General features: G+C 37.5%; 11 protein-coding genes. 1 reads left to right on the top strand and 10 read right to left on the bottom strand.

The features are described from left to right. Positions 1–81: 81 nt before the first annotated feature. The 8 genes from QO189_RS11170 to QO189_RS11205 all read right to left on the bottom strand — a co-directional run bounded on the left by QO189_RS11170 (position 82) and on the right by QO189_RS11205 (position 11,359). Positions 82–513 (bottom strand): immunity protein YezG family protein, encoded by a 432-nt coding sequence (locus QO189_RS11170; protein WP_371532785.1) that lies wholly within the window; start codon positions 511–513, stop codon positions 82–84. A gap of 583 nt (positions 514–1,096) precedes the next feature. Next, the gene (truC, locus tag QO189_RS11175; protein WP_371532786.1) at positions 1,097–1,855 is read right to left on the bottom strand and encodes a tRNA pseudouridine(65) synthase TruC; all 759 of its coding nucleotides are present in this window, start codon (positions 1,853–1,855) and stop codon (positions 1,097–1,099) included. A 418-nt stretch (positions 1,856–2,273) separates the two neighbouring features. After that, positions 2,274–2,972: a hypothetical protein gene (locus tag QO189_RS11180; protein ID WP_201608394.1), complete on the bottom strand. Its 699-nt coding sequence runs from the start codon at positions 2,970–2,972 to the stop codon at positions 2,274–2,276. A 106-nt stretch (positions 2,973–3,078) separates the two neighbouring features. Next, positions 3,079–3,990: a DUF2399 domain-containing protein gene (locus QO189_RS11185; protein WP_290178476.1), complete on the bottom strand. Its 912-nt coding sequence runs from the start codon at positions 3,988–3,990 to the stop codon at positions 3,079–3,081. Further along, positions 3,981–5,288, bottom strand: coding sequence for a hypothetical protein (locus QO189_RS11190; RefSeq protein ID WP_290178477.1), 1,308 nt, complete (start codon positions 5,286–5,288; stop codon positions 3,981–3,983). The genes QO189_RS11185 and QO189_RS11190 overlap by 10 nt, the downstream gene beginning before the upstream one ends. Further along, positions 5,285–5,905 carry a hypothetical protein gene (locus QO189_RS11195; RefSeq protein ID WP_290178478.1) on the bottom strand — a complete coding sequence of 207 codons (621 nt, stop codon included), beginning with the start codon at positions 5,903–5,905 and terminating at the stop codon, positions 5,285–5,287. Before QO189_RS11195 ends, QO189_RS11190 begins: the two co-directional genes overlap by 4 nt. Next, a complete protein-coding gene (locus QO189_RS11200; RefSeq protein WP_371532787.1) occupies positions 5,905–9,795 on the bottom strand; it encodes an ATP-binding protein in 3,891 nt (1,296 codons plus the stop codon). The genes QO189_RS11195 and QO189_RS11200 overlap by 1 nt, the downstream gene beginning before the upstream one ends. 280 nt (positions 9,796–10,075) lie before the next feature. Continuing rightward, positions 10,076–11,359: a hypothetical protein gene (locus QO189_RS11205; protein WP_290178480.1), complete on the bottom strand. Its 1,284-nt coding sequence runs from the start codon at positions 11,357–11,359 to the stop codon at positions 10,076–10,078. Positions 11,360–11,443: 84 nt separating this feature from the next. On the opposite strand from QO189_RS11205, the gene QO189_RS11210 reads away from it, so the two are divergent. After that, positions 11,444–11,653 carry a helix-turn-helix domain-containing protein gene (locus QO189_RS11210; RefSeq protein WP_290178481.1) on the top strand — a complete coding sequence of 70 codons (210 nt, stop codon included), beginning with the start codon at positions 11,444–11,446 and terminating at the stop codon, positions 11,651–11,653. Positions 11,654–11,668: 15 nt separating this feature from the next. Here the strand turns inward: QO189_RS11210 and QO189_RS11215 are convergent, their stop codons facing one another. Together QO189_RS11215 and QO189_RS11220 are read right to left on the bottom strand one after the other, a co-directional pair. Further along, a complete protein-coding gene (locus QO189_RS11215; RefSeq protein WP_290178482.1) occupies positions 11,669–13,798 on the bottom strand; it encodes an ATP-binding protein in 2,130 nt (709 codons plus the stop codon). Continuing rightward, positions 13,798–15,204, bottom strand: coding sequence for an SIR2 family protein (locus QO189_RS11220; protein WP_290178484.1), 1,407 nt, complete (start codon positions 15,202–15,204; stop codon positions 13,798–13,800). Before QO189_RS11220 ends, QO189_RS11215 begins: the two co-directional genes overlap by 1 nt. Positions 15,205–15,213: the final 9 nt, after the last annotated feature.

A 15,213-nucleotide genomic window follows, 5' to 3' on the forward strand; every position in this document is an offset into this window, starting at 1 on the left:
TGTGACGGCTGAAACAACTGGTTTTACTGGGGTATACTTTATGAAACGAGATTGTAGTTATAGAGAGCTTGGGCTGCCTTTTTATTCTTTAGCGTTAGCGCTCACGCACCTTTTCCATTCCTGCAACGGAACATTATATTCATCAAGCTCACTTTGATCTAAGTCGCTAACTGACTTCATATATAAACCGACCCAACTATTCTCTTCAGGAATATAAGCAAACTCAATTTTGAAACTGCCCTCTTCATTTAGAAAAACTTTAAAATGGGTCCAAGTATCTTTACTAGAAACTGAACATTTCTTCAAATGCTCCATTAACTCACGTAAATCGAAAAAAAGATTAGTTGGTATTTCTATATATCTAGGAATCTGGTTTGTATCACTCAATAGCTGAGAGTATTGATAATCAGGATATACCTGACCTCTAAAAATAATATTGCTATCTTCTGGAGGCATTACTGACCATAACAATTCACCTAGTCTTTGATAAATAACTTGATCATCTGTTTTCATATTATTTTCTTGTAGTAGTATTTTTTAACACTTCGGTAAATGATAGAACATTTTCTATTAAGACGGACACTGATTATTTAATATTAGTAGTTCGATTCCTGTATAGCGCATCAAACACGATCTTATGAGATAAGCGCAAGATTGAGCGAATCTATCCACTACCCAAAGTTAAACGTTAAGAACGGCAAACCCTCGCCATGATATTGAACGTCAAAACAGACATAAAAGGCTTTAGCTAGGTTTTGAGAGATGAAAATGAAAAAAAGTAGCAAGATAGTTCTATTGTCCTTGATAGCTGTGCTATTTTTAGTTCTTGGTGTTGGGCTATATGTTCTTTATCAAGGCTATCTAGTGATTTTACATTCTGTCTAGTAAGTAGCTTTAAGGATAATAAAAGAATGAATCAAGTCAAAAAACCTTCGAGTTAATCACAATAATTATACTCACAAGTACATTGACAGCGATCATCAATATATAAAAAATTTAATATCAATAACTTAGGTTCTGTGTTCAAGTCCTCACTAGGTTACCGAACTGTTAATAGCGGTATTTTGGCTTTTTTTACTGATTATTTTAGACAAGTTTAAGCTTCAGCATTACTGACCCAAGCAAACTCCTCTAAGATGTGCATCCATTGATCGTCCAATCCTGCTTTTAGCAATAATGGCTCACCAGTGACCGGATGGCTGAGCGCCAACGTCTGAGCATGTAAGAGCATGCGCGTACAATCATAATGAGTGCGAAAAAATCGCGTGTGCCGTATATCACCGTGGCTGGTATCACCGATGATATGATGGAATACATGTCTCATGTGCCGACGCAGCTGATGCTTGCGTCCCGTCTCAGGTGTCAAACGTACAAGGCTATAACGGCTAGTGGCGTGCTTTTTTGACACTGCAAATGGCAGCTCAATCTGAGCCAAACTTTGCCAGTGAGTCACCGCCTCTTGAGCGGGTTTGTCCAAGTTGGCAAACTTATCAGCGATGGCGTCGGGCTTAAAGCTAAGCGCATAATCAACCGTCCCTTGCTCTGGCATAAAGCCGCGCACCACGGCCAAATACTGCTTGGTAACCTTACGTCCAGTAAATGCCTCGGTCAAGGTGCGAGCCACGCCTGAGCTTTTGGCAAACAACAACACACCCGATGTCGGCTTGTCTAACCGATGCACGGGAAACACATGACAACCGATCGCATCACGGGTGAGCTGCATGGCAAAGCGCGTCTCGCCTTTATCAAGCCAACTGCGATGTACCAATAGACCAGCTTCTTTATTAATCGCTACCAGATGTTCATCTTCATAGATGATGTCTATTTGGTTCGCGGTGTCGTTTTCAATATCCATGTGTTCAGTGCCTATACTGTAGAGACTATAACCATATAAATGATGGATAGTTTCTTATTTCATTATTCAAAAAAAATCCTTTGCCATCTCGTTGATACAAGATAGCAAAGGATGAATCGTCAAACAATAGTTTGATGGGTAATTTATTAATGAAAATTACTGTCAGCGAGTAATAAAGTATCATACTGATATTTTCGTAAAGTATTGATTTTGCTACTTATAAATTAACACTAAAAATAATAAAGTATCATACTGGATGATAATAATCAGAACTTTAAGTTGCATTTTGGAGTAATAAAGTATCATACTGAGAAAGTACTAATATATACTATATTCAAATCATTTATCTTAGCTGAATAACTAATGTTTTAAGCACTTTTTGGGGTTTTATATCACCTATGTCTATATGGGTTCTATCTTAATTCATCTCATATTCTTTAATCGCTCGTTGAACAATTTTACTATTATCATTCGATAACTTATCAATTCTATATCCCTGCTTAGCTACTTCCGCTCTAACATAAGGCGACTTGTCATCGATCATTACATCTGGCCTATAACCTTGCCTTGCTACAGCTACTCTAACAGCAGTTATTTTGTCTTTATATAATACATCTAGACCATGACCCTGTTCAGCAACAGCTTCTCTCACATAACAAGAGCTGTCTTTTATAAAGCCTGATAAATTATACCCTTGTTCAGCAACTTCTCTACGCACACTATCATCTTTATCATTAGCGAGATAACTTAATCGATAACCCGCATGAGCTACCATTCGCCGAACTTCAGCTTTTGAGGATTTAGACAACTCAACCGTCCCTTTTCGCTGTTCAATTAATACTAATGCCCAATGCACAGCACTCCAGACGTCCTCAGGTAGCTCAGATGCTATTTTGTTCCAGTTTTCAAACTCTCCGTAACTTTCTTTGTTATCTTCCAAGTATTTATCTATAGGCACCCAATCTATTTCAGTTTTAAGATGAACTACTTCGCAAAGCTCTTCTACTGATTCTTTTAGATATCTAATATGACCACTTGACCCATCGCCTAGTAGGAAGTAGTTACCAATTATTCGGAAGTAAACACCACTTTGCTCAAAAAAATCAACTTCTAGCATTATCTCTACCTTATATATTATTAGTTGAATGGAAAAATTAAGAATTATACTAGGACTAACTTAGACCTCAGTAGAAAATCATTTCTACATATTCATATGAATTAGCTTAAATGTCGATAATCTTCAATGGAATTTTTCTTGCCATAAGCGTCTCTTGAGGTACAGCTAAATATTTATCACGAATATGCTCAAAGTAGGGTGTCAAGCTGGGTAAACTTGTTTGAATAGACGACTGTTTCTTACGATTCTCTTTAACGCTCATCTCGATATATTTTTCAGTCTGCATCCAAGGTTTGTTAGGTAGTATATATCCGTGAGCTTTGAGGGTTTTTGACATCGATTCAGCTATTTTCAGACCAGCCAAGTCATAGTCAGCGAAGATATAGCGTTTACAGTCTTTTTGAGCTAAAGCTTTCAATATAGAAGTTATATTTTTATTGTTATGACCTCGATAGGCAAGCACAGTTACTGCGCCAGTCAACCCTTTTACTAGCTTGGCATGCTGCTCATTAAATCTACAAAATGCGTTAAAATTCTCTATGATTATAATGTTATCGATATTCCAATCAATGAGGTCGTTAATTTCCACACCTAAATAGGCATTCTCTTGAGTTTGCTTATGCGTGTAGTTGTTTGATACATTAATAATATGTTCTTCACTACCTAGTAGACGACACTCAAGAAAGCCTTTGGTAGGTGCTTTACTTAATAATTTATCGTTAGTTGTGATGGCTGTGTTATCTACACGGTCTTTACTTTTTAGCTCATTTAAATTGTGTCTGAGTAGGTCTATCCCTGTTTGAGCTTTTACGATCTCTCTAATACGGCCCCAGCCACCCATATTAATGATCACTTTTCCATTTTCTGTGTAGCCAATACTGGGGTCAAAAGATACCAATAATACAAGGATATTATCAGGGCTTCGATAGGTAGCGAATTTCACCCCCAGTATCATCTTCTCCTTCAAGTAATCAAGTTTACCCGCTTTATTCAAGGATTTTTCTAGGTCTACTTCCATATCTGGTCCTTTGATGGCGATTCTTCGTTTCTATTAAACTTTATATATTTAGCATCGATGACATAGCGTGTGTCACAAGTATAAGAAAGGTTTAGTGATTTTAAATAAACTTTATAGTTAAATTGACCTTTAGATTTGATAATCTTGTCGTTGATAAAATCACTCTTTGCTACTTTTAAGAACAAGGCTAAAAAGGCTTTGTAACGTATCTTGCGCTTCAAACCTGCCAAATCCCAGTACTCCCTGACAGATAAGGCCTTAGTAAAAGGCATGTCGCAATTATCTGCCATATACTGCATAACAAGCAATTTTTCAGGGGAGGGTAGTGGTTTCTTATGTTCTCGGTCAAACTCCTCATACTCACCCTTGTATAAATTATCACTCTTGCGTTTGGGCTTTCTAGCGCTAATTTTACTTACCACAGAGAAAAGAAATTCGCTGTCATCTAAAGTTTCAATATTGTGCAAAGTACCAGCCAAAGTCATACCACCAAAAGCTAAGCCTTTATCCACAATATCGTTATACTCAATATCTATCTTTTCAGGAACAAGTTGATTGTTTCTTAAAGCCTTGCGTAATAGCCAAAGCCTCCTGCCTTTCTTATCTTGCTCTTTTTTTAACTTATCAATTAATATCAGTATTTTTTGTAAGTGAACGCCCATTTCAATATTGAATCTAGAAATAGAGTCTGCTAAATACTCATTAAGTATAGCTGCCGCTGGCGTATACTCGCCGTGTAGTTTGCGGAGTTCATCGCGACTTAATATCTCTATTTTTTCGAGTTGAAGTTTGATCTTTTTATTTAAACCCTCGAGAATCTGTCTCTTTACCTTAACGTTTGATGTGTTGTTTAGATCAGAGTTGATGACATACTCAATATCAGCCATCTCACGCCCAAGATATTCAGCGATGGAGATGCAGATATCTCGTATATTAGCCAAATGCAGCATTTCTTCACTTTCATCTTCAAACGAATCTGACTGTATTTGTGCTAAGGCAACCTCATTACTGATCTGATGTTTAGACAGTTCAATATCAGGAGCAATATTTGCATTACGAGACTTTCTATCCAGATTCTTTAAGATTGCTGTAAAGTTTGAGCCTAGGGTAATGTTATTAGGATTGATACTGATAACACCACTGTCTTGTAGTATCTGATACTGTTTATGTTTATCGTTGACCAACTCATAGCAGCCATTAGGGGAGTAGGCTTGATAAATCAAATCAGCTTTATCAGTTATAGCCCTACCAAGTGTTCTGATTATTTCTTCCGATAACCTGAGGCTGACTTTACTCATAACTTAAGCCCTTGCTGCTCAGCAAAAATCTCTTCAGTGGGCTCATCTAATATATTGTCAGCAATATAATCAAATACATCATATATATAGCCGATTTTTCCTGTTGCTCGATAAATCTTTTTATTGGGCTCAACCAACTTCAGTATTTCGTGCTTCTGGAGTCTTTCTAAAAGAGCGGCTACCTTTTCGTCATTGGGCTTTTTAGAAGCGCCTGTGATCTCAGAAACCTCGTTTAGCATACTTGCAAAATGCTTGTTATTATTTGCTTCTAAAACCAGCTCTGTTTGGTTTAGATTTTCACCAACAGTTAATACATTGCCCTCATCGGCTGTTGATAGGCAAGCAATCATTTCTACTATAGGCGCTATGTCATGATAAATTTCATTAAACTGTTTAACCACGGCTCTTCTGTCAGAGTCACTAGGTATATTATTTAAACCAGCATAAACCTCTCCATCACTGAAGGTGACTAGACTGACCCCAAATGGTTGTAGCTGAGACACCATACGATCATAGGCTACTTTATTATCTCTTAGATGCCTATACGCCTCTGGATAACTCACAGAGCATATAAATTTATTGTTCATTAACAATCTGAGTATTTCATGCTCTTTCATTAGGAAAACACTCCAAATTCCTCAAGTTCTGAATCCTGAGTCAACATATACATATCATCCGTTTGAGAGATTGAGTACATATTTCTGGTTTTATTGTGATGGCAGGCAATATTATTAGCGAATAATGGGACAACCTCGTCATCTGGATTCTCAGGAGCAGCGCACATTGCTGATATACCAAGTTTTTGTAGCAAGTTTAATAACTCACGAGTATTTTGCGGATCTAACACGCCAATTTCATCAATAAAGAATTTCAGCTCGACCTCATCGCTCGATGTGGTTGATATAACTGAGAGCAAAGAGATATAAATGATTAGCTGAGCAATACGCATGGTGCCGTTTGACCCCATATCTTTAAATACCTTTGCTCTTTTGGTTTCCTTGATTTCACCGCCGACCTGTTTGATTCTTAGACTGAAACTAAACTGCTCTGACAGTTTGATGTTCATCTGGTTTTGACCAATATAGTCTTGCACGAGTTGTAATTTGGACAGCAGTTCCTGATTAGGCATACGCGTTGTGTCATGGATGTCCTCATTAGCCCATCTTTGATGTGCATCAGTGAAGTCAGCCAAGGTGGAATACCATCTATTTTCTTTGATTCCCGAACTTATAGCTATATGAAGCTCCTCAATGGCTAAAGCTTCTAGTTTTTCACAAACCTCTTTGCATTTAGTATTAATACGCTTCGAAAAATTACTCAAGCTATTATGAGCATCATCTAGCTTTGATTTAAATTCTCTAACTTGGTGAGCGGTGACTCGATACTGGCCAATGAGTGTATCTTTTTTAATTTCATGCTCATTGTGTAGGTAGTCGCTAAACTTTTTAGCTTGTATGTACCAGTTTTCCTGATCAGGTATACTGAGTAAGATACTGTCAGACATTAAGCTCTCAAACATAGACCCATTGGCGGTAAAGGGCTTTCTTATGGCCTTTAGTGCATAAATACCTTTTTCCATATTCTTTTTAGTGTCGCGAACCAAAGATTTGGCATCGTTCAAGACTGCTAAGCTTGCATTATGCAAGTCTTGCAAAGAATGTCCCGTATATTTAGGCTGCAAGGTATGATCCACAACCAAAGCTTTATCAAAAGCGTTATTGGCATTGCCTAGACTTTCTTTAATGCTTATTAGGTCGATTTGTGCTCTATCAATTCGACCATTAATATCCTTGGCTCTCTCATCAAGGGATTTGACATCTTCCTGCTTAGATATCAGAGCTTTATCAAAAGCCGCTTGTTTATCTACTAGCTCAATTGATAGACCATTGCGTTTTTCAAACAGCATAGGTAAATCTCGATATTCTTCATCAATAAACTCGTAATAGTGCTTAACGCGTATTTTGGCTTTTTCAGCAACATCTAACTTTGTGGATAGGTGCTGCACTTTGGCTATAGTTTGGGCTATAACGTTATCATCGTAGCCATTTTCATCAATAGCCCTATCATGACGCTCTTGAGACTGATCAGCTTCAAGCTTCAAGCCTTCAATTTCTTCAACGTATTGTTGCTCTACCACCTGTTCTCTTTTTTTCTTATCTTCTTCTAGTTGTTCAATAGCCAATTTGTGACGGCTTACTATCTCCTGCTCAGAGATGTTCATCTGGGTATCAACAGTTTCGGAAGCTGATATTTGGTTATTAATTTGGTTATTAATTTCGTTTAATTGGTTCTCAATCTTACTCTTAGCTTCTTCAATTTCGTTTTCAGCTCTTATTTCTAGCTGTTTTTGCGTCGCTTGTTTATTTTCGATATCTTTTTCAGTGTTAACCACATTGGTATTTGCCTTATAGACATCCTCATTGGCTTTTTTCTTAGTAATCTTGGCTTGATGAATTGTTTTTTCGAGTGATGAGATATTAGTTCTACGTTCTAATATCTCATCCTCTAACACAAGTCTGTGCTCAGTAATACTTTCAAGGGTAAGTAGTTTTTTAGGATTATTAGTAGTGTCTATTTTTGATGTATCAAGATACAGCCCATACAGAGTCTCGTTGTCTAATTCTTTAGGTGCAAGCCACTGTGGTGATAGGTCAGAGCGGTTGAATAGGGATGGGTCGATACTTTTTCGTATCTGATTTATCAAAGGCGAAAGTACTTCATCGGCTTCATTTCTCAATAGGAAACTGAGTAATGTGTCATCTTTGAGCAAAGCATATAGGTCATCAATATCAGAGGTCTTATCAGCGATATCGTTTAATAAGCGTTCATGCTCTCTTTGTAGTTTTTCATACTCCTTACTGGTCTCATCTAGATATTTTTCAGCTGTTCTTTGATTTTTTATGTCCTGATTAAGTTGAGTTTTAGCATTGTCTAAATTGAGCTTTAAGCTCTCCATTTCCTTGGCAAGCTCGAGGCTACATTTAATATTTTTTAACTCTGATTCCAGGTTATTCTTATCGATAATAAGCTGGGTATGTTTTTCCTTGATGGCACTAGACTTGATTTCGTACTCTTTTTTAATAAGGCTAAGCTTAGCAACCTTATCATCACCTAGGTTTGAAAGAGACTCGTAGTAACCCGTTTTAATCTGCTGTAGCATTAACGCTTGTTGAGAAACTAAACCATTTTTTTTAGACTCTATTTGCTTTAAGTCTTTAGCAAGTTGCTCTTTGATGTTTTCGATGATTTTAGTAGCATCCATCTCGTCTTTGCGTAGAGTTTTGAGTCGCTCATTCTCGTGCTTTATTTGCTCTTCAAGTGACGGGATCTCTCTAATCATATTTTGTAATATGGCCAATGGTTGATGATGCCCAGGTACACCCTCTTCAAAATCTCGTTTCGCTCTTTTAAGCTTTATTATCTTAGAGCTCAGATCATCTACTTCATTCTGCAATTGGCCTTTTTCTTTATCCCAAGCAATTTTAATCTGGGTAATTGCTTGCTCTATAGCTTCAACTTTTAATTTGAGATCATCTTCAATGGTTTTATTTTCTACAATCTTTATATCAAAGGCTTTGACTAAGCCTCTGAGCGTCTTAACTGTTATCGATAGGGTATTTTGATTAGAAGCATTTTGCTCAACATATTGGCCTAGTTCGTTAAACTTACTTCTAAGTTGCTCAACCTCATTCCATGAGTTACGATCTGAAAGCCACTTATTGGTATCAACCCCTTGTGAGTCTATAGAAATCTCATTATTCTGAACTTTATTTTCTGTCTTCATTGCTTCAACCAAAAACTCACATATTTGATCAAACTCAATTTTACTTTTTAGAATATTGCTAGCGATTAAGGAAAACCCGTAGAAACTACCTCTACCGACAGCCAGTGAGTAATCAGGACGAAGCTCATTGATGGTTTGTAGAGCCTTGGATGAACGAATAGAGGCTTTTAAGCGCCTATTAGGACAATTAGATATGATGGCCTCGTAAGCCAGTTGCTTGATATTATTTGAGACGTTAAAACCTTGAGATTCGATTGTGCTTTTAACTTCTTCAAACTGCCTAAACCTTCGCTGATTGGTAGCATCTTTTGTGACAAACCAGGTTTCATTGTATCCAGCATTGATAAAGTTGAAAATTTGTTGCCCCTCACTGCTCCGCCTGAGGATCACGCATTTTTTTTCGCCCTGTCTTCTGTATTCATAAACCAAGTAGCTGTCATCATAAGGAATATAAAAGTCAATAAAGCTTTTAACCGCTTCATTCTTTTTAGAAACCTCACTCAATCTAGTGCCAAAAAAAGGAATGACTGCTCCCATCAGGGTGGTTTTGCCTGCGCTATTGCGCCCCGTAATGATTGTGTTATCACCAACTTCAATGAGGTGGCTTTGACCTTTAGGGTAACTGTTGATTAATGCGACACGTAGAAGCTTATTGATATCTTTTATAACTGGTTTCGTATTGTCTTCGTTTGCTATGCCTAAGGCTTCATCCGTTTTCAGCATCTTTAATCCTTTCTATGATATATAAAACCAAGTTTTAAATTCTTGAGTTATTTCAGTCTACTTCATTTCACTTTTATTATGAGTGACCATAATCATATCAATATTATCGTATTATTAAGTGCTTTAGGCATCAGCTCTTATTAATAACTCAACAATATACGACAACTGTTGTCGCCTTACTTTCTAGTTTATTATTAGAGTTATTAAAAAAGCCAAATACACTTAGTATTTGGCCTTAGTATAAGTTCCTCATACTAGATTTGGTTCTTTGTGTTTTACACTACTTCAAATCATTGATTGTGATTGAGTAGTTAGTACTTTGAGCGCTTCCTAGAGTGGCATAACCCACTTGTTCAATAGCCTGCTGCGGTTTGTAAGGGTTAAACAGCTCATCGAGAGTGTAATGAAAACCGCAATCCTCTATCCCAAACACGTAATCAAAAAATACCTTTGCCATAGCAGACTGGGGGTGACTAGCGTCACGATAAGACTTGTTAGGATACCAACTACCACTAGATATCTTACTGAAAACCCGTTCGATATTACCTGAAATAGAGTTTGATGCATGCTTTCTAGTAATATTCGGTTTTTGCACGAAGGCAGCAGCACTTTCAACCGCTTTATAGATTATATAGTGCATAACAGATACAGAACATTCAGCTAAACAAACTCTAAGTAAGCTTACGAGCTTGTCACCAATAGACGGTGCCAAGTCATTTATCTTTGACCTAGTAATTAAGTAGCTCAAACATTCTCCTAGCTGTATTTGCTGGCACCAACTTTCAAACTGAGGATTAGCTACTAAGGAACTGATATTCTTCTTAGATTTAGCATCCAACATTGCTTTAGTGAGATCGTCATTACCATAAGCAAACTCAAAATTTACCTGATGATAATCAATTTCTAGTGCTCGTTTACTATTAACATTAACGTAGTCATAGCTCTCTTCAGGAGCTAATAGGAGTAGGTTCAATTTGAAAAGATGATGGAGTATATGTTCATCCAACCCAAAGAATGGTGACAAAGCTAATGATAGATTATTACGTAGAGAGATCGTTGTTTTTAGATTTTCTGTTCCTAGGCTGTCTATAGTGGCAGCAAGTAAAAGCCTATCTACTTCATTAAGATCAGTTACTGACGGGACCTCAGCTAATTGAATGCCTCTATAGTTATTAATATGTTCGAGAGTTGCTTGTCTTTGCTCTTCTTTTAAACGCTCTTGCTCAAGACAGTACTTTAGATGTTCTTGCTCTCTTCTTTCTAGAAAAACGTTCCAACACTCGTCACATTGCCAACTATCAGGTTTTAAGTGAACCAGCTGTGAACGAGTATGGCAAACCTTAGGTTTACCGCAGTCTACACACTGGCAATCTAGTACGATTAGGTGAGCATTTGCCTTAACGATATTAGGTATATCTTGATGCTTAGAGCCAAACTCTTGACCTATCTCTCTACAGGTATATATAAAACCACTTCTTTTACCGCCTTCTCTTAGCCAGTACCTCTCACAGATAAGCTTATTAGTTTCTGTAATATCTGACTGATACTCTAATTTAGTTTTCATACTTATCTCTCAATACCGACTATATCCCGTGGATATTATAGCTGACCACTGTGAGTATTGCTATTTTTAGCAGTGGTTAATGAGATGACGACAGATGAGCGCATGATAGCTTTTGGAAAGCGTGTTCGTGAGGTACGAAGAAATAAAGGAATATCTCAGGAAAAACTGGCTGAACTAGCAGGAATCGATAGAAGCTATATGGGAAATATTGAGCGTGGTGAGAAGAACATCACGCTCAAAAAGGTCTATGAGATCTGTGAGGCTTTAGGAGTTGACATAAATGATCTAGTTTAATAGTCCGAGATCATCCTAGTTATCGTCATTTTCAACATTATTTACTAACTGCTGCCAATCATCGGTAATTTGCTTCCAATCAACATCTCTTTGTATGTCTTCACCTTTAGAATTTTTACCTGTCCATACGTCCCAATAATCTGGATCATTTGATTTTGGGCGATGACCTTCTGGTAAATGATTCATTTCAACTAAAACTGGTAGCTCAGAAGCCCATCCTAGCAAAAACGCATTTCTTGAAGGCAACCCTGGTAAATCTCGCAACAAACCTCTTAAGTTATCAGGAACAAGCTTGTGTACCAATTCTTGATCTCTTTCATTACTTATTCGGTGTAAGAGAAAACTATTACATTGAGATAATACAGTAGGGGATAGTTCGCTTGGTCTCTGTGATGACAAAACCATGCCTAGCCCAAACTTTCGTCCCTCACGAGCGATCTTTTCAAACACCTTGCAACATACTTCCGCAGAGCCATGATACTCATTATCATCTTTGTAACGTTTGACGAATGTATGCGCCTCTTCCATGACTAACACTGTCGGTAGTGTTTTTCCGTCATTTAGTTTGCGATATCTCTGTAAAGACTCTAACGTTATCCGAGCAATAACAGCCGTTAAAACATGAATAATATCAGCAGGCACTAAGGATAAGTCTATAACCGTCACTGAACCGTTTGAGGCTTTGTTATCTCCGATGTATTTCTCTAGCCATTCATGCAGTTCTATATTCGAATCGCTCGAAATAGACTTCATTCGAGTATCCGAAAGAATTGAACGTACTCTCATTAGTAGAGTCTCAACATGATCTGTTACTTTCAAAAGCTCAGCATTTGCCTCAAGACTTTTGATAAGCTGATTACCCTCAAACTTTCTAGGGATATCCGCATCTATTGGTAAAACGTCAGTATCTTGTCCTCCAAAGCTTGAATGTGCTTTTTTTAGAAACCCATAAAACTCAATTATTTCGGGTCTAGTAAACTGCCATATTGGATAATTTCCACTTCTAGATTGCTCAAAACTATTAATTTTAATAATTACTTCATTTAAAGACTCACTTTGCTCTTCACTAAATTCATTAAGAGGGCTTAAGCCGTCCCTCCATTTCTTGATCATCTCAAGAAAATTCTTTGGATATGGAAACTTTGTATAAGGTCCACTAGAGTGCATCTCTATATGTGTGATATTTAACAAAATCTTTAAATGTCTACGCATTTCCTGACTAGTAGTTAAACCTTCTTGGAAAACACCCTCTCGGACATTTCGTAGGGATTGTATTAAAGTTGGACGCTGTGTCTTTGCACTCGCTTGAGTAAATGCACACCATTCGGCACTATTCCAGAACCACAATGGTACTTCTAAAGCCTCTGACGTATTTTCTTCTATGCTGCTTTCAGTAGAGTCTGATATAGAAGCGTCAACTTTAAAAATCTTAGCTGTGGTCAAGTCCTCGAAGGTTTTTGCATACTCACCATTAGGATCTAATACAATAAACCTTGCATTAGGTTCACCACCGTCAGTCCTAGCCTTTTTAGCAGCATCAAGTGACCAGCGAATTAAACCAGCTACAGAACAAGACTTACCACTGCCTGTATTACCTAACACCGCTAAATGTCTACCAAACAATCTATCAGGATCAATCATTACTTTCGCATCATTAGCTAGAGGGCTTGTACCTATCAAAACTCGTCTATTTGCTCCTGATTCAATGATGTCTCTGAGCTGGCTTTTGGTAGGCAGCAGTACAGGCACACCAACACTTGGATAACCTTTTACACCACGTACGAATTTATAATGTTCATTACCACAACTATCTGTTTCGTCAAAAATCAAACATCCTAAAGGGTTTAAACTCATTTTTCTTAGAGGATAAGGTAAGTCTATAAGACCAAAATCCTGCAGCCCCCGTCTCTTGGGGTATTGTGAGCGTTCAATTGTTATCCATTCTACTTGACCTACAAGATAGCCTGAATCACTTGGAATAAGCAGATACCCGTTAACTCTTGGAAATGGGCGAGGCGTACCAGTATTCAAAGCTGTTCCATCTGGAGCGTCAATATCAATAAGTACCTTGATTTGATCTGGAGATACAAAATCAACAGTACCAACCCTTAATGACTCTGCGTAAGCAACTGGAGATATTGACATTACGAAATCCCTATAACTGGTCCAATTGAATCTAACTCAATGTCTGAAGGCTTTTCTTCTTTTACATTTGGCAACCGTTGTTTAAGAAGTTCTGTCATGCGAGAAGTAGTTTTATCAATGGCTGCTTTTGGTAGATAATACTGAGTTAAATTTGTTATATCAGCTAGTTCGGGACCTATTAGCAAACTAATTTGTGAGTGACGACCCCATTCATCATATAGCTTCATGATTCGGCCTAAAGGATCATTAAATGAAATAATAACGAGATGAGTGGATGGTATAGTTAACATATCTCTCATTACACGATTTATATGTTCGTCCCCAAAGCTATAACCATATGTCACTAATGTGCTATTCGGACGACAAACGGCTGATGCTAAATCACGAAATAGTTCAATATATGGATAATTTGCAGTTTCCTGATCTTTTGCTGCATTAGGAAAGACCATCATTTTATGCGCTGTTGTATCGGGATACCCAGCTACATCAAGATACGGCGTTAAAGACGAGGCTCCAAACGGAAGCCCCACTCTTCTGATATCATCACCATATTGTAGCCAGTCAATAGAACCATGTAGCTTTGAAAATCTCACTACTCCTTCTAAATATCTCGGTTCACCACGTATTCCAGGCGGATTATAATGTAAATCTATATCTAATCTAGATGATCTAAATATAGGAGATATATTGCCAATAAAACGATCGATTAAATGAATACCAGCAATTTCTGCTCCAGTCTCAATCAATCGGTCATAATTAGTGGTAAATATATTTAAACGGTCGCGAACCCCAGTTCTACTCGCAAAACTCATTAAGAAAGTGACAAGAGTATTAAATGCTAATTCCCGATTTTTTTCACTAGACTTGGCTATATTTCGTTCGCTGGTTAATATTGCTTCAGCAAATTCTTTTAACCCAGACTCAAGCTCACTTCTTAACAATGAAGCTTCGGGTTTGTTAAGTATTTCTAAACCTCTAAGTAACTCATTAGCCACACGTAACTGGTCTTCAATATTACCTTCTCTACGCCCAGCAGCTTTAGATGACTCACTAGCCGTTTCATCAATTTCTTTACCATGCGTATTTAAATCTAATTTAACCATTCCTGCCGCAGGTTCATCAGCTGCAATATAGTGAATAGCATGAGTAATACCTGCACCTGCAAGCAATGAAAGATGTTCAGATTGAAATAAAGCAGTAAGCCAAGGTTCTATACGAGATCTTAGGTCTCGATGACTAAAGCTTTCAGAGCCGTTTAACCAAGCAGGGTTTGAATTTGGGTCAGACGTGAACTTCATTTCTTTATTATTTTTAATATCGGGATCATCTTCCGTAATACTAGTTACTCCAAAAAACGTAGGTTCATGATCATCTCTTACTTTAATTATATTTGGGTAATTAGACATAAAAATCCT

Origin of the sequence: Psychrobacter sp. Arc29, assembly GCF_041431175.1 — a bacterium.
Taxonomy (GTDB): Bacteria; Pseudomonadota; Gammaproteobacteria; order Pseudomonadales; family Moraxellaceae; genus Psychrobacter.